This window comes from Actinomadura sp. CNU-125, assembly GCF_001942465.1.
Lineage (GTDB): Bacteria > Actinomycetota > Actinomycetes > Streptosporangiales > Streptosporangiaceae > Spirillospora.
The window spans coordinates 14,192-35,237 of record NZ_MKJY01000066.1; the positions used below are offsets into that span (position 1 = coordinate 14,192).

The following is a 21,046-nucleotide window of genomic DNA, read 5'->3' on the forward strand; positions in this document are numbered from 1 at the left end:
GCGGCCCCGTCCCGTACCCGGAGAGGAACATGAACGACGCCTTGCAGCAGCCGGACGACATCCGGCTCTGGCCACCGGGAGAGGCTCCCACCACGTTCTCGTTCGGCGGCGGCTGGCAGTCGACGGCCGCGCTCGTGCTCGCCGCCCGCGGCGAACTGCCGATCGACACCTTCGTCTTCGCCAACGTCGGCGACGACTCGGAGAACCCGGCCACCCTCGCCTACCTGCGAGAACACGCCGCACCGTTCGCCCGGCGCAACGGGCTGCGGCTGATCGAGCTGCACCGCACCCGCCGCGACGGCACCATCGAGACCCTCTACGGCCGCCTCACACGCGAGGGATCGCGCTCCATCCCCATCCCGGTCCGGATGTCGTCAGGAGCCCCAGGCACTCGTAGCTGTACAGCCGATTTCAAAATCCGCGTCATCGGCCGCTGGCTCAAACGGCAGGGCGCAGGGCCGGGCAACCCGGCCACCGTCGCGATCGGCATCACCGTCGACGAGATCCACCGCGCGAACAACCGCCGCGGCGACCCGCACGAACGGCTCGTCTATCCGCTGCTCGACATGGGGCTCCGCCGCGCGGACTGCCCGCGCATCATCACGTCCGCGGGCCTGCCGGTTCCGCCCCGTTCGGCGTGCTGGTTCTGCCCGTTCCGCAGCGTCTCCGCCTGGCAGAACACGCGCCGGGACGACCCGGAACTGTTCGAGCGGGCGTGCCGGCTGGAGGAGACCCTCAACCACCGGCGGCGGCTGCTCGACCGCGACCCGGTCTGGTTCACCCGGTTCAACGCGCCACTGAGCGAGGTCATCCCCACCGACGCACCCCTGCCGCTGGACGGCGGTGACGGCTCATGCGACGGCGGATGGTGCTTCACCTAGTCGAAGTACTCGCGCTCGCACAACCGAAACGCACAAACCGAGCCCGCGTTCGTCCGGACGCGGGCCTCACCGATTCAGGAGGAAACCCATGATCAACGAAACCAAGATCACCATCGTCGGGAACCTTGTCGAGGACCCCAAGATGCGGTTCACCGCCACCGGCCAGCCCGTCGTCAACCTCCGGATCGCCTCCAACGCCCGCAAGTACAACGCCGACTCCGGCCGCTGGGAGGACGCCGACGTGCTGTTCCTCAGCTGCAGCGCCTGGCGGCAGCTCGCCGAGAACATCGCCGAGAGCCTCGAGCGCGGCATGAAGGTCATCGTCACCGGCCGGCTCAAGCAGAGCTCCTACGACACCGCCGAGGGCGAGAAGCGCACCGTCTACGAGATCGACGCCGAAGAGGTCGGCCCGTCGCTGCGCACCGCCACCGCCAAGGTCGTCCGGGCCGCCCGGCAGACCGGTGGAGCCGAACGGAGCGGCGGGTTCGGCCGGGCCGCCGAGCCCGCCCCGACCGGCGGCGGCGGCTTCGCCGCCGACCAGAACTGGGGCGCCGGGACCGCCGCCGCAGACCCCGCCGACGCGCCTCCCTTCTGACCCGCTGCCCTCGTCTCCCAGCACCTGTAAGGAGGTCATCGAGATGGTCGACCTGACCGAGCTCGCCCAGAACATCGCAGAGCACCTCGGCGAGGACTGGACCGCGCTCGCCCCCGACCCCGCGGAGAGCGGACGCGTCCTGCTGCACGTCGACGGGGCGTGGCTGCGCATCCGGTTCATCGACCACCGGAGCACGGCCGGGATGCGGATCCTCGGGGGCTTTCCCGGGGCGTCCGCGACCACGGCCACGAGCCCCGCCGCTGGATCACCGCGGCGACCGCCCGGGGATCCCGGGCCATCGCCGCCGCCATCCGCCGCCGCCTGCTTCCCGAGTACCTGCCCGCGTGGGAGCGCGTGCAGCGGTTCCAGGCAGGGCAGGCGGCGGCGGCTTCGGCGCGCCGCGCCCTGGCCGACCGCGTACAGCGGTTCCTCCCCACGGCCCGGGTGAACTTCTCGCCCCCCGACTCCCATATCCGGGCCGACACCGTGGAGTGGAGCCGCATGGGAGGTCCACGGCTGACGATCCACATGCGCGACGTCCCCGACACGGTCGATGTCCGCATCGATGAGCTCGACGCCGACATCGCAACGAACATCTGCGGGCTGCTGCCCCGCGCCGACGCGCCGGTGAGGCCCGCCGAAGAGCAGTCGGGCGAGCCCCGTCCGCTCGCTCTTGACGAAGTCCGCGTCCACCTGGGGCGGCGCGTCCTGGCCGTGACGAAGGACGGAGACCGATCCCGCGGCGTCCTCGCACGCGCGACAGCGGAACGTCTCGTCCTCGATCCGCCCGAGGACGGCGCCGACGTCATCCCTTTCCCGCGGCTGGCCAAGGTCGTGCCGCTCGGTCCACGTGCCGACGGGGGCATCTGGACGCTCACCGCGAACGGCCTGCGCCCGGTCTACCCCGCCCTCGGGAGAAAGGAGGAAGACCGTGGCTGACCCGCGCATCGCGGCGTCCGGCGGCCACGACGCGGACGAGACGCGACTGCGGCGCCTGGTCGAGCGGGCCGAGCGGCTCGCCGCCGACATCGTCGGCCGAGCGGAACTCGAAGGACGCATCGACCGCTGCGCGTTCGCCGAGGGCTACCGGCTCGGATTCCTGAGCGGACGCGACGTCGGCTACCAGCAAGCCGAGGAGGAAGCGGCACGCGACTGGGCTCGCATCGCGTTGCGCGTCCGCAACATGGCGCGCGTCCCGACGTTCGCCGAACTGCAGGCCCGCAGGAACGCTCCGCCCAGCACGGAGCCGAACTCGCCAAAACGTCCGTTTAAGCACCCGGCGTCTGAGGAGGCGAAGAGATGAGCAGCCCGATCCTGGACTGGCCCCGGCTGGGCCGGATGGTCGCCGACCACCTGCCAGGTCCCTGGGACGCCGCCCCCGGGACGTTCGACGAGACCGTCGCGCTCGTGCACCCCGATGGCCGCCGCATCCTGCTGCAGACCGACCGGACCGGCCACCGGATCGTCGCCACGGGCACGCTCCCGCCCGAAGCCGAACGCGGCGTCAGACTCCAGCGTCACGAGATCAGCGTCAGCACCGATCGTGGCCCGGCGGTGTTCGCCAGAGAGATCGCCCGCCGCCTCCTGCCCGCCTACACCACCGACCTGACGACCGCTCAGAACCACCTCCGAGAAAGGAACCGCCGAGCCGAACAGCGCGCCGACCGAGTGGAGCTTCTGCTCGCCGCGTTGCCCGGCGACCCGGTCGTCCCCGGCCACGAGAACAACGACGACCGCACCGGCGTGAGCTGGTACGGGGAACGAGGACGATCCTCAAGGATCGTCCTGTACGGCGACGGATCCACCGGCGACCTTGAGCTGGGCGGGCTTGCCTTCCGGACCGTCCAGGAGATCTGCGCGCTGCTCGTGCGGTACGAGGGGCTCGCCGCCCCTTCGTCGTCCGAGAAGCCAGCATGAGCCGGACGGCGCCCCCACCGGTCTGCGACATCGACGAGCTGCGAGGCCAGCGGGTGCGGGTCCACTTCAACCTGCACACCCGCCGCTGGTCGGTGACCGCCTTGGCCGGACAGTACAAGGGCAGGGTGATCGTCCAGGTGGACGACATCACGCTGCACGGAGGACCGGACGGCGCCGTCGAGTTCAAGGTGTCCCGCGCCGGATGGGAACGGTGCCGGCGCACCGGCCACCGCAACGTCCACGCCTGGTGCATCGGACTGGTGCACGACGTCGACACCGGACCGGACCTCCACGATCGAATCCGCGTCACCTACAACCCGCAGCGGGCGCCCCGCTTCGAGATCGCGGCCACCGGCGAACCGGTGCGGACGGCCGCCCGCGTCACGTTCGCCAAGACCTCACCGCAGGCGCCGCACGGCTACGCATGGATCTGAGAACACCGGCTCGGCGCGACGGCACCACGGCCCCGAAGTCCTAGCCCAGACACAGGGGAGCAAATAACCCATCGGTAGTTCCTGGAAGTCCGCACCTTCCGCCTGGACATGGACAGCGCCTCGACCTGGCATCCACGGTGCCCCGCCCCGCACCTCGTCGGCCTCGGCCCCATCGGCCACCCTCGCCGATCGCGCCCGCCTGCGGGAGGTCAGGAACCTGGCCGGGATGGAGAAGACCGGGCCGAGAGCACCGACGATGGAGATGTCCGTTAGAGATCGTCAACCCGCTCGGGTGCCCAGACTCCGCGTCAGGGTCGGGATCATCACTGCTGCGGGGACGAGGTGCAGCCCGAGGAGGGCGGTTGTGGTGGCCGTGGTCGCCCCGGAGAGAAGAGGCGGGATCAGCGAGATGGCGGTCAGCGACATGGCCGTCCACACGAATCGCTCGGCGGGGCGAGCGCTCAGGCGCAGCAGGGCGACGGCAATGACGATGCCCACGGCCGAGAAGAAGCCGGTCACGACGGCGATGCCGGACAGCGGAATGGTCTCGCCACCATGGACCTCGAAGTCGGCCCCGGCGGCCCGGGCGAGCGCGGCGGCGCCAGTGGTGGCCGCCGCCGCTGCGAGCGTGGCGATGAAGCCGGTGCGGACGAGGCGGCGGAGTCGGTGGGGGTGGCTGCTGCGGCCGACGCCCGGGTCGGTTACGACGGTGGTTTCCTGCATGCTGTTCGTGTCGTTCCTCTTGTCATTCGGTAGGGCCTGGCTTCCGGGCCGAGTGATGATGCGCACCCTGGCCGTGCGACGGTAGGGGTTGTGCAGGGCGCGGACGCCGGTGCCGCGGAGCCAGAACGCGGCGTCGTGTCCGAGGACCGGCCCCGGCTCGCCGTCACGTAGCTCCAACTGCACCCGGCCACGGGTGACGACGCAGAATGCGTTGTGCCATTCCTCCGCGATCACGGCGATGCGTGCGCCGGCGCGCAGCGCGAGCGTTTGCACCGGGTCACTCGGTGCCGTCGGCCGGCAGGCGTTCCGGCAGTCCGAGCTGCGGGAACCGGTCGTCGTGGAACGTGGTGATCTCGGTGATCGCCCCGCCGGTAATGCGCAGGACGTCGATCGTCAGCGGCAGGTACGCGCCCTCGGACTGCTGCCAGAGGTAGAAGGCCAGGGCGGGCTGCCGGTTCACCGAGGTGGGAACGGCGCGCAGGCCGGTCATGCCCTCGAAGCCGCTCTCGATCCAGAAGTTCACCACTGCGTCGCGGCCGACGTACAGGCCGGGCGTGGGCGGCATCGAGAAGCGGACGTCGTCGCGCAGCATCGAGGCGAGCGCCTTGACGTCCGTTGCCACGCTGGCCTCGGTGTAGCGGTGCACCAGTTCGCGCATGGTGGCGTCCTCCTCTCCGCCGGTCCAGTCCTGCCGCTCCGCGGGCAGGTGCTCCCGCATGCCGCGCGGGCGCGCTGCAGGGCGCTGTTCACGGAGTTGACGGAGTCGCCGAGGAGTTCCGCGACGTCCTTCGCCGGCCAGCCGAGCACGTCCCGCAGGATCAGGACGGCCCGCGGGCGCGGCGCGAGGTGCTGGACCGCGACCAGGTACGCCAGCTCGATCGTCTCCCGCGCGACGGCGACGGTCTCCGGCTCGTCCGCGTCACCCGCGGGCAGTTCGTCGAGCAGTCGGTCCGGGTAGGGCTGCAGCCACCGCGCCTCGCCGCCGGTCGCGGGCTCGGGGCGGCGCTTGGCGAGCAGGTCCAGGCAGGCGTTGGTGGCGATCCGGTACAACCAGGCCCGGAACGTCGACCGCCCCTGGAAGGTCTCCCGCCGCCGCCAGGCACGCAGGAACGTCTCCTGCACGGTGTCCTCGGCGTCCTCGAACGACCCGAGCATCCGGTAGCAGTGCACGTGCAGCTCCCGCCGGTGCCGCTCGGCCAGCCCCGAAAACCGCGACTCGTCAGCCTCACCCAGACCGCGCGTACCCAGCCCGCTCATACCCGACTCCTCCTGCATGGTGTCCGCGCTCATCGCGTCATCCTTCCGTCTCACCCTGTCCGGTCATACATGTGACGGGTGCGGTCGCGAAAACTCATCACCAGGGTCGGTCGGCATGGCTGAGCAGCCGGCATGCCGTGCCATCCAGGCCGACGACGTCTGCCCGCTACCCGACTTCGGAGTGTCGGCGGACGGTCGTCTGTCGACACTCATCGGCGTTGTCGATTTCCGAAGTCGTGTGCACGACGGTAAGGGCGCGGCGATGGACGGTGAGCGGGTGCAGGTCGTTGAACAGGGCGTGCTGACGGCTTCGGACGAGGTTTGGACGGTTTGCGTGCGGCGTGCGGGGGTGATCGGGCCGTCGGCTGCCGGGGCGCCGATGGGGGCGGAGGCCGTGGACATCCGGGCTGGCGTCGACCGCGACAACATTCACAGCCCGAAGGCATCCCGGCCGGAGCTCGATCTCGCCCTACAGTTGCTGCGCGAGAGCGACACGCTGAAAGTCACCCGGCTCGACCGGCTCTCCCGCTCTGTGCTGCACCTGGTGACCCTCGGTGCCGACCTGCGCGGGCGCGGCATCGAGCTGCACGTCATCGAGCAGGGCATCGACACCTCCACGATAGAGGGACGGGCGATGCGGAATGCTGTCCGTACTGCAGCGCGAGGATCGTGGCGAACACCAACGACGGGCTCGCCGCCGCGCGGGCCGCGGCCGGATCGGCGGGCGTCGGCCGAGGCTGACCGCGGACCAGGCTGCGCTCGCCCAGCGGCTCTACGACGAGTGGGAGAAAGACCGTCCAGCAGATCGCCGACATGTTCGGCGTCCCCCGGTCGACGGTGTACGGACACCTCGACCGGGAGAAGAGCCTGCCCGCCAGCCGGAGAAGACCACTGCCACCGAGCCCAGAGAGCTACCAGCGGGTTACTTGTATCCCTGGTGTCTGAGCTAGGACTTCGAGGCCACCACCGGAGAACCGGCGAACGACCGCCGTAACGTCCGACGGCCCCCGTTCCGGCACGCCGACTATGCCGCACGCCGTTCGTGCCGGAAACCGCGCTGAGCGCGAGGCGGCCACGAGCCCCTTCCTGCGGATTCCAAGATCTTTTCGCAAGCGAAAACATCTTGGAATCCGCAGGGACGCGCGGTTGCCGTCCCGCCCGTCGCACGGCCGGGGTCGACTCAGCCGGAACGGGACACCTAGGCCGCCAGCGGAGGCGGCCGCCCTCCGGCCGACTCCAGGAGGTACCGCCATGTTCGAGCTGACGTTCCCCTTCGCCATCCGCGGCCAGGTCGCCGCAGCGCCCAAGTTCCACCCCGTCCCGAACAACCCGTGGCGACGGGCCGGTTTCTCCTTCGCGATCGAGATTCCCCAGGCCACCCTCGGAGTCGCGCTCGTCCCGCAGCGCTCCCGCAGGATCTACCTCAGCACGGAGGGCAAGCTCGCCGAGAGCATCGCCGACTGCGAACTCATGGTGAACGAACGCCTGCTCGCCATCGTCGCCGACATCGACTCACTCGGATACCGGCCGAAGAACTACCGGCCCAACCCGCAGAACGAGGGCAAGGAACCGATCCACTCGATGCCCAAGTTCATCATCATCGCCTTCAAGTCCCTGACCCGGCCAGAACTGTGGGGCGCCGCCCCGGGCAACGAGGACCTGACTCCCTACCTCGTCCCCGACCTGAACCGGGTGGCCGCCGCCTGACCGCCTCGTGGGGGACGGCGCCCGGCCGTCCCCCACCGCTCCGTCCCACCGGCCCACCCATGTCAGGAGCTTCGATGCCGATCTACCAGCAGGACCCGACCTGCCTTCCCAGCACGATGGGCGACATCCGCCCCGCCCAGATCTTCTGGTCCGGCCAGAGCTGGGACTACGCGGTGGCCGTGGACGCCGACGACGCGGCCCCCGACATCGTGAACATCCGGCGCCGCACGCCCGTCGGCCTGCAGTTCACTACGTCCTACCTGCGAGGCAGGACCACCGCGGTGAAGACCACGGCCGCCTGAACCAGCCGTCCGTCCAGCCCGCCGGGAACCGGCCCGGCGGGCTTCCGTCTGCCCAGAAAGGTTGCCGATGCTTCCGCCTTCATCTCCGCCACCCTCGGCCGACGGGTTCTCGTCGGTCGAACAGGTTGCGCGCGCCGTCCTGTCTCGGGCGAAAGGCGGGGCACATCGGGAGCCTCCACCGAACCCGGTGCGGTTCATTCTCCACCGGGCGGGCCGGTGCGGCACCTAGAACGAGACTGGCGCCCCGTTCCATGAGGAGCGGGGCGCCGGTGCATCGCGGTCTCACCGTATCGTGGCGCCTCGACTCACACCCCGGAATCCATACATTCACCACCGCTGGTCGGCCTACGCTCCGAGCGTGACGATTCTGGTGCTCTGGGACATCGACCACACTCTCTTGTCGATCGGTCCCCTCAGCGGCGAGTTGTACCGCGACACGTTCATGAAGGTGACCACCCGGCCGTTCGAGCGGCTCGCGGACATGACCGGCCGCACCGACCTGGCCATCACCAGCGAAACCCTTCGCCTGCACGACATCATCCCCACCGAACCACTGCTCGCCTCGTTCGCCGCCGCGCTCGCCGCCGCCTTCGACACCAGCCGGGACCGCCTGGCCACCGAAGGCCACGCTCTGCTCGGTGCCCGCGACGCCCTCCAAGCTCTGGCCGGACGAGACGACGTCATCCAGTCCGTGCTGACCGGCAACGCCGAACCGATCGCCCGCTGCAAACTAACCGCCTTCGACCTCGACCGGTTCGTCGACCTCGACATCGGCGCCTACGGGATGGACGGTGCCGAACGGCCCCCGCTGGTCGCGCTCGCGCGGCGCCGTGCACAACGCAAACACGGGCTGACGTTCGACGCGACCACCACCGTGCTGATCGGAGACACTCCCAAGGACGTCGAGGCCGGCCACCAGGGCGGCGCGCGCGTCGTTGCCGTCGCCACCGGGTCCAGCAGCATCGAGGACCTGAAGGCCGCCGGTGCCGAACTCGTCCTGCCCGACCTGAGCGACACCAAGGCCGTGGTGACCGCGGTCCTGGACGTCACCGGCCCTTGACCAGCTCCACCAGGTCACGCACCTGCGGGACGTCGAACGGCTCCAACTCGGTGACGAGGTCGTCGAACCGCTCGTTCACCCGTGCGGAGCCGATCTGCAGGGCCAGCCCGTGTGCCTGCCCGGCAACTTCCGCCGCCTGCCCGGGTTCACCTTGCCGCAGGTGCGCGGACGCGAGCCGCGTCTTGTAGTGCGCCAGGTCGCGGAGGTGATCGGGGGCCGCCGTCTCCAGTAGCGCGATGGTGCGCTGGATCTCTTCCACCGCCTCCTCGTACAGCCCGAGGTCCAGCAGGCACGCTCCTCGCTGGGCCGCGATCTCGACCTCGGTCACGTACGCGGTCCACGGCGGTTCAGGATCGGCGGCGCCCGCGGCGTAGGCGCCCCGGGCCCGGTCGAGGCTTCGGCGGCAGGCGTCTGCCTCTCCGAGGGCGGCGTGTGCACGGGCGACCCGTTGGTGCAGGATCGCCCGCGTCCGATGACTGCCCTCTGCCTGGGCGAGCGCGCTCGCCGTGCCGGCCATGGCCAATGCCTTGCGAGGGTTGTCCTGGTAGAGGTGGTGCAGGCTCATATAGCCCATCGCGTGCGCGGCCAACCCGAGATCGCTGATCTCATGAGCGGCGTACACCGCCGCGGACAGATGCCGGGTGGCGACACCTGGCCGGGCGGCGTCGATCGCCAGCCACCCGGCGATCTGGGTCAGTCCGGCCAGCGCCAGGTAGAGGCGCCGCTCGCCGCGCAAGTCCAGCATCGAGGTCGAGAAGACGCGCGAGGCGACCGTGACCTGCTCGGCGACCACGGCGACCAGCTCGTCACCGCCGAACTCCGCCTCCAGCCGGTATAGGCGCCGCAGCATCCCCTCGACCCTCTCCACCGCCGGGAGCCGCACCGGTCCGCTCCCCACGTCGGGCTCGGCCAGCAGCATGGCGAGCGGATCCGACGGGCCCGGGTCCGCTTCGTCCTGGAACAGCTCTTCCTCGGACTTGCCGGTCACCTTCGCGTACAGCGGCCGATAGTGCTTCCTGGGGGCGTGCTTGCCGTTTTCCCAGTGCTTGATCATCTCTGCAAGGGATTTGACGTGCGGCATCCCTGCCCGGTCCCGCGGGTCGGCCGCTGCGCGCAGCAGCCGCGCCAGGTCCGGGCGGGACCATCGGGGCGGCGCCTCCCTCACCTGCCGGAGTCGCGCCCCAATTGCCTTATTCGTGGCGATCTTCTCTTCGGAAGACATTGCGATGCACCTTCCGACGGGGAGGGGATAAGGCTCCCTCGTCCCCGGTCATCCCCTGTCATCCCCCATCATCCCCCTCCCCGTGTGGCGCCCGCCACAGAAACATGGGCATTGACCACAGCACACCCGTGCATCGCAGCAGGAGGCGGTTTTGCCTTCCTCAAACGTTGGCGCACCCGTCCGTTTCTTCGCGGACCTGTTCGCGCCGTCCATTCCCCCCGCCGACGGGGACAGCGCTCACCTGTTCCAGGTGCGGCGCTTGCCCGGCGACCGCTGGGAAGCCCACGCGGCCTACCCGATCACGCCGTTCATGGCGGAGATGGGGTGCAGCCAGGTGCTGTGCGCGGCGTCCCTCGCCGATCTGACGTTGTGGGCCACGGCCGAGCAGGTCCGAATCGGCTTGGTCCGCGCTGCGGAAAATCCGCCCACCGGCCGAACCCGCGCCCGGCGAGACGGCGGCACACCGTGACAGCCGCGCCGTCGCAGCCCGACGTACCTGTCGTCTCGGGATCGGTCGCCCCGAAGTCGGGCGAGGTGGAACCGGCGTTGGTCGAGGCGGCCCTGTCCGGCCTGGTGGACGTCCTCGAGCCGTGCGCCCCCCAAACGCCGGAGCCCCCCGACGCCGAACACCCCGTTCCGCCCGAACGGTGGTCCGGCCCCACACAGCAATGAGACCCGACGCGACGGCGTGGGACATCCCGCCGGTCACCACCGGCACCCGGCCCCGAAGTCGCTTCACCACCGTGAAGACCTGGTACGGCCACGCGACCCGCAGCTACTGGGCAATGGTCCCCTGGCCCGCCGGCGAACACGGCGCCGTCCTGCTGGAAGCCGCCACCGAGAAAGCCCTCGCCGCCCAGATCATCCGCATCAGAAAGCAGACCCGATGACCGACACCGACAAGCCCATGCGTCCCCGCGCCGACGCTCGGCTGCGCGCCCTGGCCGCTCAGCTCGCCGCCCGCCGCTTCGAGGCGCACGAGCGCGACGACACCACGCTCATCGTCCTGGAACCGGACGAGGGCGACGGGCCCCGGCGCGGCAACACGATCACCTGCCGAGCCCGTCCCGACCACGACCACCGGCTCTGGTACTTCACCAACCGAGACGAGCCGATCGCCGAGGTCGACGACGTCGACGCCGTCCTGCGGGTCGCCGCGCACATCACCACCGGGACCGGCGTCCCCCGTGGGTAGGGCCCTGCCCGTCGTGGACGGCTTAGGCGGCGTCTACTTCCTCACCACTCCCGACCCCGTGCTGCGCGCCGTCCGCGCCGCCACCGGCGGCCGGATCGTCCGCCCGTAGACCCCGTGGCCTCGGGGGATGCATCCCCCGGCGCATCCGCCCCGAGGCCACGGCTTCCCCGTCCCCTCCCCGCCTCGGCAACGAAAGCGAATCATGCTGGACAAGGTCAGCGGTTTCTCCCCCACGGACCCGGCATTCGAGGTGCCGCACGCGGCACGCCTGTGGAACTACTGGCTGGGCGGCAAGGACAACTACCAGGCCGACTGGCACGCCGGTGCACTGGTCACCCAGCTCATCCCCGAGATCATCGACGCCGCACGCCACTCCCGCGCGTTCCTCGACCGCGCCGTCCACCACCTCGCCGCTCGGGAGGGGATCGGGCAGTTCCTCGACATCGGCGTCGGCCTGCCGACCGTCGACAACACCCACGAGGTCGCCCAGCGCATCACCCCGGATGCGCGCGTGGTGTACGTCGACAACGACCCGCTCGTCCTGGCCCACGCCCGCGCCATGCTCACCGGCAGGAGCTGCGGCGCCGTCGACGTCGTGGCCGCCGACGCCCGCGACACCGGCACCGTCCTCGCCGAGGCGGCCCGCACCCTGGACCTCACCAAGCCGGTCGGGTTGCTGATGCTGGGGGTGCTGAGCCACCTCGTCCACGACGGCCGGGTACGCGCCACCGTCGCCGGTCTGGTCGCCGGGCTCGCACCCGGCAGCCACCTGGTCATCGCCCATCCCACGGCCGAACTGCACGGCGAGTTGCTGCGCGACGCGATGCGGCTGCTGACCGAGCTGGGCAGCACCCCTACCGTCACCCGGACTTCTGCGCAGATCGCCGGATTCTTCACCGGCCTGCACTTGCTACATCCCGGTGTCGTGCCCTGCTCGCAGTGCGCCCCGGCCCGTCACCGTGGGAAGCGCCGCCGGTGCTTCAGTACTGCGGCGTCGCCCGTATCCCCGGCCCCTCCGGCCAGGACGACACCGGGCCCCGCTCCCGTGTCATCTACCAGCCCGCCCACCGTTGAGGACACCAATGCCAGCCGACCACAACCTGACGTTCCGGGCCGCCGCCCACGGGGGATCCCTCACCCACGCCTTCGTGGACTACGGACGTACGCTCACCGACCCGGCCGACCCGGTCGATCTCGACCTGTGCATGCGGCCGGTAACCCCCGCCGCCCGCACCAGCATGCGAGCGGCCGCCGACGCGGGCGTGACCCTGGCCCTGCTGTCCAACACCGGCCCCGGTCAGGACCGCCGCCGAGCACTCCAAGCCGCTGGCATCGCGGACCTGTTCGGCGACCGGGTCTATCTCAGCCACGAGCTAGGTATCTCCAAGCCGGACCGTGTCGTCTTCGAGTACGTCCTCACCGATCTGGGCGTCGACCCGGAGCAGGCCCTGTCGGTCGGCAACAACATCGACAACGACATCAGCCCCGCGGTGCAGCTCGGTATGCGCGCGGTGTTCATCAGCCGCTGGCAGCTCGGGAAGTGTTTTCCCGGCATGACCTGGATCAGCAGCATCGCCGCCCTCCCGGTCCTGCTCACGGGCAAGCCCGCCGAGCCCCCGTCCACGCCGCACCCGGGAGGAGGCGCCGCATGAACACCCCGGTCACCCTGCGGGGCTGCACGTACAACCTCCGCAACGGCGGACTGGACGGCCACTTCGGAGACGACACACGCCTGCTGCTTCAGGTCGAACTGCTGCGGAGCCTGCACCTGGACCTGATCGGGCTGCAGGAGGCCAAATGGGGTGAGCACGGCCGGTCCCGGCTGGAGGACGTCGCCGATCGTCTCGGCATGACGTGGGCGGACCTGGTCCCCTCGAATTTCCACGGCTGCGACATCGCCGTCCTCGTCCGCGAAACCGACCGGGTGAAGGTGACGCGCACGCGGCACCTGACCGGGCCGCCGTTCGTCCACGCCCATGCCGACGTTGAGCTCACGGTCGCCGGCCGGGGCCGATCCGCTTCATGGTCGGCCATGCCGCGCCGTCGTCGCCGACCAGTCGCTTGACCGAGGCCGAGCTCGTCGGTGTGTACCGAAACCTGAACGTCATCTACGTCGCCGACTTCAACGCCGCCGCGGCGGGCGAGAAGCCCGACACCAACGGCCTCGACCCGCACCGCGCCGCCCGCAAGAGCGACGACCGTCCCGCCCGGGAACTCGACCTGTCCGGATTCACCGACGTTGGCGCCCACATGACCGACCCCACCCCGACCGTCGGCCACACTCGCGACGACCCGCTCAAGGTCCGCTGCGACCGTCAGCACACCACCCTGCCGCACGAGGCGATCACCGGCTACGGCGTCGTCGTCGCGGCAGACGACCTCTCCGATCACCGCCCCGTCTGGGCCGAATACACCCTCGAATAATCCCTGGCCAGACGAGTAGAGCCGAGCTATGCGGCGCCCTCCCGTCTGCCGCACGGCCCATGAACCCGCGATCCCAGCGCCGACGGCGCGCGTCCTGGGACCGCGGCCCACACCGATGGAGCGCGCCGGAGGTTCACATGACCATCACGACCCACAACCCCCAGACGACGGCCACCCCCCGACTGCTGTGGCTCGACCTCACCCGAAAGTGCCAGCTGAACTGCACCCACTGCTACAACGGCTCCGGCCCCGACGGCGGCCACGGGCCCCTGACCGGCGACGACTGGACCGCCGTCCTCGATCAGGCCGCCGCCAGCGGCTTCCGGCGCGTCCAGCTCATCGGCGGGGAGCCCACCCTGCACCCGTTCGCCGCCGACCTGGTCGAGCACTCTCTCACCCTCGGGTTGCACGTCGAGGTGTACACCAACCTCGTCCACGTCCCCGACCGCTGGTGGAGCCTGTTCCGGCGGGACGGCGTCAGCATCGCCACCTCCTACTATTCCGACCGGGCCGACGAGCACGACGCCGTCACCGGCCGCCGCACCCACGCCCGTACCCGCGCCAACATCGCCAAGGCGGTCCTGCTGGCGTCCCCCTGCGGGCCGGGATCATCACGTTCCCCGGTGAGGCGGGCGGGGCCGCCGCGCGGGCGGCGCGCCGCGACCTGGAGGACCTCGGCGTCACCAGCATCCGGGCCGACGCTGTCCGGCCCTTCGGCCGCGCCGCCGACGCCCCGCCCGACCGGTCCGGGCTGTGCGGCCGATGCGGCGACGGGCGCGCCTCCATCGGCCCGGACGGCACCGTCTCCCCGTGCGTGTTCTCCACCTGGATGGGTGTAGGCGACGTCCACGAGGCGTCCCTGGCCGATATCCTCGGCGGCGCCGCGATGGCCGACGCCGCCGCTTCCATCCGGGCCGTGGCGCAGGACGGAGGCTGCGACCCCGACCAGGAATGCAGCCCGGGAGTACCGGGCAGCGGATGCAACCCGAGGACCTGATCCGATGACCTCTCCCCTTCCCGGGGCCAGCTTCACCGAGCTGATCCGCCCGCACACCGGTGCCATCACCGCCGTCCGGGCCACCGGGGCCGGGCACACCTCCGACGTCACCGCCGTGGTCGACGGCACGGCCGGGCGGTTCTTCGTCAAGGCGGTCCGCCACCGGCCGGGCGGACGCTTGGAGTCGCTGACCCGGGAAGGGATGATCAACCCGTTCGTCCAGCCGATCTCACCCCGCGTGCTGTGGCGCGCCGACAACGACGACTGGGCCGTGCTGGGATTCGAGTACGTGCAAGGCCGTCACGCCGACATCGCGCCCGGCTCCCGCGACCTGCCGCACTTGGTCGACGTCCTGAACCGGATCGCCGTGCTGGCGCTCCCCGAGATCGCCGCCGACTGGCCGGAAACACGGTGGGACCGCTACACCGACGGGCCTGGCCTGCTGCGCGGCGACGCGCTGCTGTACACCGACGTCCACCCCGGCAACATCCTCATCGGCGATCACGCCACCTGGGCGGTCGACTGGGCATGGCCTACCCGCGGCGCGGCCTGGATCGACCCGGCCCTGCTCGTCCTGCAGCTCGTCGCCGCCGGCCACACCGCCGCCGCAGCGGAGAGCCTGGCGGCGGGCTGCACCGCCTGGCGCGACGCCGACCCCGAAGCGGTGGACGCGTTCGCGGTCGCCACCATACGGATGTACGCGGGGGCCGCCGGGCGCAACCCGGACGCTTCATGGCTCGCCGCGATGGCGTCCGCAGCCCGCGTATGGGGTGACCACCGAAACGCCACTCGGCGCCCTCGCCGTTGAGCCGCGCCCGGCGCCCGCCGGGCCTCACCGAGGTCGGAAGGGTGAGCGTTAGACCGCTGGTGAAGTGGCCCCGGCGAGAATCCGGTCCGCTTTTCCGATGAGCGGGTCGGATCGATGCGGGGCCCACCCACTGCGGATCTGGGTCAGGGTTCGCCTGGCCCGCTGAGACGACACCCCCGCGAGGTCGTCCGAGATATCGAGTACCGTCCGGGCGGCGTCGTCGGGTCGACGTTGACGGAGCTGGACGTGGGCGAGACGTGCGCCGATCAGCACCCGGGCGCGCCGCTCGACGGGACGGCGCGTCCTCACCGAGTCGGCGTAGTGAGTCTCGGCGCCGGACAGGTCCCCGAGTTGAGTCAGCGTGAGCCCGACCTGGTGGGCGAACGACTCGCGGCGGTAATTGCCGACCCATTCGCATTGGGGGCGTGAGTCGGCGTGTTCGAGTTCGGTTTCGGCAGTGCGCAGGAGTGCGTGGGCCCGGTGGCGGTCCTGGTCGGCCGCGGCGAGCGTTTCGGCGCACATCCCGGTGATCCAGGCACGGGTCCTCGCGGGCGACCCGTTCTTCACCCCCGCCGCGGCGGCGTCGGCGAGGTCGCGCGCTTGACGGTTGTGGCCCAGTTCCACGGCCTGGACGGCCAGGCTTCGCAGGGCGGTCGCGCGCATCACCTGGTCCCCGGCCTCGTCCGCGAGACGGACGGCCTGGATGTAGTACCGCTGGGCCAGGCCGGTGCGCAGGGTGTCGGCCGCCATCCAGCCCGCCAGATACGACAGTTCGGCCGCGGCGACGAACAGGCCGGGGCGCGCGGTCCCGGTGGTGCCGCGCAGCAGCGGCGCTACGTCTGCGGTCAGGTAGGCGGCTACGACGGTACGGGCGTGGCCTCCGCCGTACAGGTCGTCGAGGTCGCTGAAGGCGCGGGTGGTCTGGCGGATCCGGTCGATGTCGCTGTTTCCGCCACGGCGCGCGCCTGCGGTCCGGGCGTGGGCGTCCCGGGGATGTCCGGGCAGTGCTGCGGCTGCCAGTGAGTACAGGCCGGCCGTGAGAGCGGTGCGGCGGTTGAGCATGTCGTCCCGTCCTAGGTGGGTGATCCAGACGACGGGGTCGCCGCGCCAGGGATCCTCGGAGACCGTGAACGCAGTCTCGGGCCAGCCGAGGTCGGCTGCGGTCACCGGACGGTCCAGCAGCCGTGAGAACGCCTCGCAGGACGCTGCCATCGTCTCCTGTTGCGGTGTCGCCCCATTGAGCCATTTACCCAGCGAGGCGGCGGTGCAGCGCAGTTCGGCGCCGCTCTCTTCCGCCACCCGGTTGATCACGCGGGCGATGGAGGCGTAGGTGTGGCCGGTTCGCCCGATGGCAGTTTCCAGGGCGGTGTTGCGGACAGGGCGTGTGCGTGGCCGTGTCATCACGCGCCTCCTCGCGCACCCGGGAGCTTCCTTCTCAACACCCAGAATCCCCTCTGCCCGAGCGCTGAGCAATACAAAGAAAAATGAGGAAAACGAAGCAAAACCCGTTCCTCTGTCGATCTTGAAGAGCTTGTTCTTTCCTGGTGGGCATCCCGTCGAAAGGCGGGCGCCGATATCCGCCTTCATCTGGAAAGACCGCCATGAAACCCACCTCAATGGACCTGTGTCACCAGATCGCTGTACACCTGTCCCGGACCCGGGCCGCGGCCGACGACGAACTGCTGCCCCCGCTCCTGCTGCTGGGCACCAGCGAACGCGTCGGCTCCAACTGGCTGTCGGACACGCTGCGCCCGCTCATGGATCAGCACAATGAACCGCTCCGCCAGCAGCTCGCCCCCACCAACCCCCTGTCGGCGCTCACCACGCCCCCTGTACCACTCAGCCACGCCACGCGGCGGCTCGCGCCGCTGGGCCGGTACTGGCTGACGGCGTTCACCATCGGCAAGCACACACCGACCCGGCAGGTCATCAAGGAGACCAACCTGCTGTTCGCGCTGCCGAACCTGCTCGGCCTGTTCCCCGACTCCCCCGTGGCGGTCCTGACCCGCAGCCCGCTCGGGGTCGCCGACTCGTTCCACCGCGGCGACCTGTTCCGCCGCTGGAACTACCCGGCCCGTTACCGGCAGATTACCGGCGCCGCCCGCAGCGGCCCCTACCGCGCATTAGTTCCCGACGACGACCCGCCCGACCTGGTGGCCCTGGTGCGGCTGCAGGTCCTCAATACGCTGCTGCTGGCCACCGCACTCGCCGGCGACCGGCACGCGGTCCAGATCAGGTACGAGACGTCGGTGCTCGACCGCACCACCACGTGGAGGACCCTGACGGACCTCGTCCCCGAACTCCCCGCCACGGCGCCGTCCGGCGGCACCGAGCAGACCGACACCGCCGCCGGCGCGCCCGAGCAGGACTTCGCCACCACCGGCACCAAAACCCGGCTGATGGCGCACCTCACCGCCCGCGACGCCAACCTGATCCAGGCCACCACCGCCGACTGCCTGACCGCCGCCCGCAACATCGCCGACGCCTCGATCGTGGCGACGGTGGCGGGCTGGCTCACCGGCGCCCACCTCTACACTCTCGCGGCCCTGCCCCGGGCCACCGCACGCCGCCGCCGTGACCAGGCAGCCCCACGTCCCGACGGGACGGTCCCATTGCGTTTCGTCGAGCGGGCCGGGACCAGGTGGCGCAACCTGCTGGTGGCCAACGCCGAATACGCCGCGTTCCTCAACGAGCTTCACGCCGCCGGACTCCCCAACCTCCACCACGGCGCCTACCTGCTGGCTTGCCCGATGCCGCACGAACGCGGCGGGCGCCTGCACCACGACCCGGCCACGTGCCACTGGACGGTCAGCCCCGGCTATGAGCAGTACCCCGCTTACTGGGTGACCTGGATCGGCGCCGCCGCGTTCGCCGCCCGTCACGGCGCCGCGCTCCCCACCCGCGTCGAGCTGCTCACCGCGGCGGCCCACTGCGGGCGGCTCGACCTGCTCCCCGGCACGACGCAGCCGCGCAACACCGGCTACCGGTGCGGGGACGTCACGCCGGTCGCCGAACCTGGCCGCCGCGCCGACTCCGTCCACCACCTGATCGGCAACCTGCAGGTGTGGTGTGCCGACGGCCCCAACGTCGCGCCCGGCCCTGCCGTGCGGTGGCTGCACGGCGCCGCCTGGAACACCCCTGGCACCCCGCGGGAGGTCCACCGGCCCCGGCACCGGCACCTCACCGGGGCTTCCCGCGGCGTAGGGATCCGGCTGGTCGCCCGCCCCGGCCTGACCGCCGTTCCACCCGAGCGGATCGCCGCGGCACTCTCGGCATGGATCGCCGACCTGGACACCGACGAGCCGTTGCACTTGGCCGACGAGCGGCTCATCGCCGCCCTCACCGGTCTGCCCGCACAACGGCCCGCCCACGTCTCACAGGCCGATGGCCGCCTTGGGGCCCATGTAAGACCCGGCACCGGGCCAACCGTCCCGCGCCAGCTCGACGAACCGGTCACTGAACCCCAGCTCAGCAAGCTTGGCCAACGCGACGAACTCGACGCCGCGGATCGGGCGGGTGTCGGCACCGGCCTCGACGTCCCCGACGACGCCGCCGACCCGGCGCGCCTCGAACGTCATGTGCACGACATGGGTGCCGCCGCCGGGCAGGTGGTCACAGACGTACAGCAGCCGGCCCGGTTCGACGTCCAGGCCAGTCTCCTCCCGCACCTCCCGGACGAGCGCGTCGGCGAGCGGCTCCCCATGCTCGACCTTCCCACCCGGAAGCGACCAGGCCCGCCCGGTGTCGGTGTCCTGATCCAGCAACAGGATCCGGCCGTCCTCGATGACGACGGCAGTAACTCTGACAGCGATGCGTGCGCCCATCCGCGCACCGTATCCCGTAGGAAGGGCCGGTGACCGGGGAACAGCCCGCGCACGTGGTGATCGCTGCGGGCGGCCTGGGCACCCGCGTCGCCCACTGGTCCCGCTACCTGCCCAAGGAGTACCTCCCGGTCGACGGGCGTCCAGGAATCGTCCACGTCCTGGAGGAGGCCGCCGACCTCGGTCCCGCCCACGCGGTGGTCGTCTACCACCCGTACTACGAGAACTTCGCGGCCTGGGCCCGCCAGACCCTCACCGCCGACGGACATGCCCGCTACATGAACGCCGCTCACCGGCCGCCAATGGGCGCCCGTCACCAGCCAGGAGCCGACCGACTCCGCGTCGACCTCGTGCCGCAGCGCGGCCCCTACGGCGACCTCACCTCCGTGTTCAACGCCGCCGACCACCTCGGCGACCCCGACGAGTTGTACGTCGCCTTCAGCGACAATCTCTACCCCGGTGCTCACGCCCTGCGCCAGCTCCGCGACCGGCGCCCGGCCCCCTGCGTCCTGGTGCGTCCCTACCGGCCCGATCTCGCCAAGTCCAGAGGCGTGATCATCACCGACGGCCACCGCATGATCGGCCTCGAGGAGAAACCCGACGCCAAGACCGCCAGTCGCCTGGAACAGCAGTACGGCGCCCGAAATTTGCTGCTGCTCGAAGGGCGGATCCGCATCACCCGTGATTTCGTCCACTACGCACGACACCATCACGCCACCGCGAACTCGGAACCCAAGCTCGCCCTCACCCTCGCCGACTACGCCAAGAGCCATTCAGTCGGCGTGGTCGTCACGAACCATCCCGTGATCGACCTCGGTGCACCTACCGCGCCATCGCTTCTCACCACCCAATGACGGAGCGGTCGCGTCCATCGTCAGCGGTTGGGGTGACCGCCTTCGGTGTGCTCCGGGATGTACCGGATCGTGGTGCGTTTCTCGTCCGCGCATCCAAGACACTGCACAGTGCGGTGACCCTGCAAAACCGCCCACGCCGAGGGACATGCGCAGGGCGACCAGCCGACCAGAACCCTCCCGGGGGCGAGATGATGCCCGAACGGGCAGGTCAGAGCACGGTCCATGCAGCCAGGGTAGAGGCGCGTCCCGCCGCAGGTCAGCAACGGTCCAGCAGCTCGCCCATTCTGGCGGCATCAGTCAACCGGCCTCACATCAACCAGGTATAGTTATAGTGTTCGTCCTAAGCGAGAGGGGTTCCGAGCATGGCATCATCCGCCCGTTCCGGTAACGGAGCCGACCCGGCGCTGCTGAGGACGGAACGCGCGCTGGCCGCGTTCGACCCGGACGACGGAGCAGATCGTCTCCACCGGCTGATGACGGGGCTCCTGAACTACGCGGGTGCCGTCGACCACCCGGCGATGCTGCTCGCCCGAGCCGTCCAGAGCTACGCGTTCGACTCCGCTGACTCGGACCCCGAGATTCCTGCGGAGGCAATGGCCGAGCAGAGGTATACGGAGTTGGCCGGGCAGTTGATCGGAGCCCTGTGGTACCTGGCGACCCACATGCCGGACGGTGATCCAATGGAGCTGCAGGCACAGGCGCACAAGGCCCTGTCCCGCTATCTCGAGGAGGAAAACGGCTGATCGGACGACGGCCGACGGACTCCCCGCAAGCAGGGTCCACAACGTCCGCCGACCGTCTGGGCCCGGTTGGCCCAGGGCACGAAGGGTGACCCGGAACCGGAGCCGT

Annotated in this window: 28 protein-coding genes and 2 pseudogenes; 24 read left to right on the top strand and 6 right to left on the bottom strand. The window is 70.7% G+C overall.

All coding sequences use genetic code 11. From position 1 onward, the window contains the following. Window positions 1–29 precede the first annotated feature (29 nt). The 7 genes from BJF79_RS09280 (at window position 30) to BJF79_RS09310 (ending at window position 3,827) form a co-directional block, all read left to right on the top strand. Window positions 30–881: a phosphoadenosine phosphosulfate reductase gene (locus BJF79_RS09280; RefSeq protein WP_262401754.1), complete on the top strand. Its 852-nt coding sequence runs from the start codon at window positions 30–32 to the stop codon at window positions 879–881. An 88-nt stretch (window positions 882–969) separates the two neighbouring features. Beyond that, entirely contained in the window at window positions 970–1,476 is a 507-nt protein-coding gene (locus tag BJF79_RS09285) for a single-stranded DNA-binding protein (RefSeq protein WP_075896286.1), read from the top strand. A gap of 43 nt (window positions 1,477–1,519) precedes the next feature. Further along, window positions 1,520–1,924, top strand: a complete 405-nt coding sequence (locus tag BJF79_RS09290; RefSeq protein WP_075896288.1) for a hypothetical protein — start codon at window positions 1,520–1,522, stop codon at window positions 1,922–1,924. 53 nt (window positions 1,925–1,977) lie between these two features. Continuing rightward, window positions 1,978–2,415 carry a hypothetical protein gene (locus BJF79_RS09295; protein ID WP_143219801.1) on the top strand — a complete coding sequence of 146 codons (438 nt, stop codon included), beginning with the start codon at window positions 1,978–1,980 and terminating at the stop codon, window positions 2,413–2,415. Continuing rightward, window positions 2,408–2,779, top strand: coding sequence for a hypothetical protein (locus BJF79_RS09300; RefSeq protein ID WP_075896292.1), 372 nt, complete (start codon window positions 2,408–2,410; stop codon window positions 2,777–2,779). Before BJF79_RS09295 ends, BJF79_RS09300 begins: the two co-directional genes overlap by 8 nt. Further along, a complete protein-coding gene (locus BJF79_RS09305; RefSeq protein ID WP_075896294.1) occupies window positions 2,776–3,393 on the top strand; it encodes a hypothetical protein in 618 nt (205 codons plus the stop codon). Before BJF79_RS09300 ends, BJF79_RS09305 begins: the two co-directional genes overlap by 4 nt. Further along, on the top strand, window positions 3,390–3,827 hold the full coding sequence (locus BJF79_RS09310; protein WP_075896296.1) for a hypothetical protein: 438 nt from the start codon (window positions 3,390–3,392) through the stop codon (window positions 3,825–3,827). Before BJF79_RS09305 ends, BJF79_RS09310 begins: the two co-directional genes overlap by 4 nt. A 279-nt stretch (window positions 3,828–4,106) precedes the next feature. On the opposite strand, the gene BJF79_RS59080 is transcribed toward BJF79_RS09310, so the two are convergent. Genes BJF79_RS59080 through BJF79_RS09320 form a run of 3 tightly spaced genes read right to left on the bottom strand, consistent with a single transcriptional unit; the run spans window position 4,107 to window position 5,840 of the window. Beyond that, window positions 4,107–4,823 (bottom strand): DUF6069 family protein, encoded by a 717-nt coding sequence (locus tag BJF79_RS59080; RefSeq protein WP_075896298.1) that lies wholly within the window; start codon window positions 4,821–4,823, stop codon window positions 4,107–4,109. 4 nt (window positions 4,824–4,827) lie between these two features. Further along, complete coding sequence (locus BJF79_RS59085) at window positions 4,828–5,142, bottom strand: hypothetical protein (protein WP_262401755.1); 315 nt, start codon at window positions 5,140–5,142, stop codon at window positions 4,828–4,830. Then, window positions 5,070–5,840, bottom strand: a complete 771-nt coding sequence (locus tag BJF79_RS09320) for an RNA polymerase subunit sigma-70 (RefSeq protein ID WP_262401756.1) — start codon at window positions 5,838–5,840, stop codon at window positions 5,070–5,072. The genes BJF79_RS59085 and BJF79_RS09320 overlap by 73 nt, the downstream gene beginning before the upstream one ends. Window positions 5,841–6,186: 346 nt before the next feature. Here BJF79_RS09320 and BJF79_RS66660 point away from each other — a divergent pair, with 346 nt between their 5' ends. The 4 genes from BJF79_RS66660 (at window position 6,187) to BJF79_RS09340 (ending at window position 8,876) form a co-directional block, all read left to right on the top strand. After that, window positions 6,187–6,801: a recombinase family protein gene (locus tag BJF79_RS66660; protein WP_410050063.1), complete on the top strand. Its 615-nt coding sequence runs from the start codon at window positions 6,187–6,189 to the stop codon at window positions 6,799–6,801. Between the two features lie 257 nt (window positions 6,802–7,058). Beyond that, the gene (locus BJF79_RS09330; protein WP_075896300.1) at window positions 7,059–7,514 is read left to right on the top strand and encodes a hypothetical protein; all 456 of its coding nucleotides are present in this window, start codon (window positions 7,059–7,061) and stop codon (window positions 7,512–7,514) included. Between the two features lie 74 nt (window positions 7,515–7,588). Beyond that, window positions 7,589–7,816 (top strand): hypothetical protein, encoded by a 228-nt coding sequence (locus BJF79_RS09335; RefSeq protein WP_075896302.1) that lies wholly within the window; start codon window positions 7,589–7,591, stop codon window positions 7,814–7,816. Between the two features lie 358 nt (window positions 7,817–8,174). Beyond that, window positions 8,175–8,876 (top strand): HAD hydrolase-like protein, encoded by a 702-nt coding sequence (locus BJF79_RS09340; protein WP_143219802.1) that lies wholly within the window; start codon window positions 8,175–8,177, stop codon window positions 8,874–8,876. Here the strand turns inward: BJF79_RS09340 and BJF79_RS55260 are convergent. Then, entirely contained in the window at window positions 8,863–10,098 is a 1,236-nt protein-coding gene (locus tag BJF79_RS55260; RefSeq protein WP_262401757.1) for a hypothetical protein, read from the bottom strand. The genes BJF79_RS09340 and BJF79_RS55260 overlap by 14 nt on opposite strands. 259 nt (window positions 10,099–10,357) lie before the next feature. Between BJF79_RS55260 and BJF79_RS09350 the strand changes: the two genes are divergently transcribed. From BJF79_RS09350 to BJF79_RS09385, 10 genes and pseudogenes are all read left to right on the top strand, one after another. After that, window positions 10,358–10,567 carry a hypothetical protein gene (locus tag BJF79_RS09350; protein ID WP_143219803.1) on the top strand — a complete coding sequence of 70 codons (210 nt, stop codon included), beginning with the start codon at window positions 10,358–10,360 and terminating at the stop codon, window positions 10,565–10,567. A 199-nt stretch (window positions 10,568–10,766) separates the two neighbouring features. After that, window positions 10,767–10,988, top strand: coding sequence for a hypothetical protein (locus BJF79_RS09355; RefSeq protein ID WP_075896308.1), 222 nt, complete (start codon window positions 10,767–10,769; stop codon window positions 10,986–10,988). Beyond that, window positions 10,985–11,293 carry a hypothetical protein gene (locus tag BJF79_RS09360; RefSeq protein ID WP_075896310.1) on the top strand — a complete coding sequence of 103 codons (309 nt, stop codon included), beginning with the start codon at window positions 10,985–10,987 and terminating at the stop codon, window positions 11,291–11,293. Before BJF79_RS09355 ends, BJF79_RS09360 begins: the two co-directional genes overlap by 4 nt. A 202-nt stretch (window positions 11,294–11,495) precedes the next feature. Continuing rightward, window positions 11,496–12,197, top strand: a pseudogene (locus BJF79_RS09365) (SAM-dependent methyltransferase); the annotation flags it as partial. 178 nt (window positions 12,198–12,375) lie between these two features. Then, window positions 12,376–12,945, top strand: coding sequence for an HAD family hydrolase (locus BJF79_RS09370; RefSeq protein WP_075896312.1), 570 nt, complete (start codon window positions 12,376–12,378; stop codon window positions 12,943–12,945). After that, on the top strand, window positions 12,942–13,358 hold the full coding sequence (locus BJF79_RS50730) for an endonuclease/exonuclease/phosphatase family protein (RefSeq protein ID WP_083733293.1): 417 nt from the start codon (window positions 12,942–12,944) through the stop codon (window positions 13,356–13,358). Before BJF79_RS09370 ends, BJF79_RS50730 begins: the two co-directional genes overlap by 4 nt. After that, a complete protein-coding gene (locus BJF79_RS09375) occupies window positions 13,355–13,717 on the top strand; it encodes a hypothetical protein (RefSeq protein ID WP_075896314.1) in 363 nt (120 codons plus the stop codon). The genes BJF79_RS50730 and BJF79_RS09375 overlap by 4 nt, the downstream gene beginning before the upstream one ends. 137 nt (window positions 13,718–13,854) lie before the next feature. Then, entirely contained in the window at window positions 13,855–14,556 is a 702-nt protein-coding gene (locus BJF79_RS09380; protein WP_262401758.1) for a radical SAM protein, read from the top strand. Beyond that, entirely contained in the window at window positions 14,532–14,714 is a 183-nt protein-coding gene (locus BJF79_RS59090; protein ID WP_262401759.1) for a hypothetical protein, read from the top strand. Before BJF79_RS09380 ends, BJF79_RS59090 begins: the two co-directional genes overlap by 25 nt. 4 nt (window positions 14,715–14,718) lie before the next feature. After that, window positions 14,719–15,522 carry a hypothetical protein gene (locus BJF79_RS09385; protein WP_075896316.1) on the top strand — a complete coding sequence of 268 codons (804 nt, stop codon included), beginning with the start codon at window positions 14,719–14,721 and terminating at the stop codon, window positions 15,520–15,522. A 48-nt stretch (window positions 15,523–15,570) separates the two neighbouring features. Here the strand turns inward: BJF79_RS09385 and BJF79_RS09390 are convergent, their stop codons facing one another. After that, window positions 15,571–17,109: a hypothetical protein gene (locus BJF79_RS09390; protein ID WP_262401760.1), complete on the bottom strand. Its 1,539-nt coding sequence runs from the start codon at window positions 17,107–17,109 to the stop codon at window positions 15,571–15,573. A gap of 812 nt (window positions 17,110–17,921) precedes the next feature. On the opposite strand from BJF79_RS09390, the pseudogene BJF79_RS66665 reads away from it, so the two are divergent. Then, a pseudogene (locus BJF79_RS66665) lies at window positions 17,922–18,728 on the top strand (SUMF1/EgtB/PvdO family nonheme iron enzyme); the annotation flags it as partial. A gap of 168 nt (window positions 18,729–18,896) precedes the next feature. On the opposite strand, the gene BJF79_RS09395 reads toward BJF79_RS66665, so the two are convergent. Beyond that, window positions 18,897–19,346 (bottom strand): NUDIX domain-containing protein, encoded by a 450-nt coding sequence (locus tag BJF79_RS09395; RefSeq protein ID WP_075896364.1) that lies wholly within the window; start codon window positions 19,344–19,346, stop codon window positions 18,897–18,899. A 29-nt stretch (window positions 19,347–19,375) separates the two neighbouring features. Between BJF79_RS09395 and BJF79_RS09400 the strand changes: the two genes are divergently transcribed. Both BJF79_RS09400 and BJF79_RS09405 read left to right on the top strand, forming a co-directional pair. Then, the gene (locus BJF79_RS09400) at window positions 19,376–20,197 is read left to right on the top strand and encodes a sugar phosphate nucleotidyltransferase (protein WP_083733294.1); all 822 of its coding nucleotides are present in this window, start codon (window positions 19,376–19,378) and stop codon (window positions 20,195–20,197) included. Between the two features lie 362 nt (window positions 20,198–20,559). Continuing rightward, entirely contained in the window at window positions 20,560–20,940 is a 381-nt protein-coding gene (locus BJF79_RS09405; RefSeq protein ID WP_143219804.1) for a hypothetical protein, read from the top strand. Window positions 20,941–21,046: the final 106 nt, after the last annotated feature.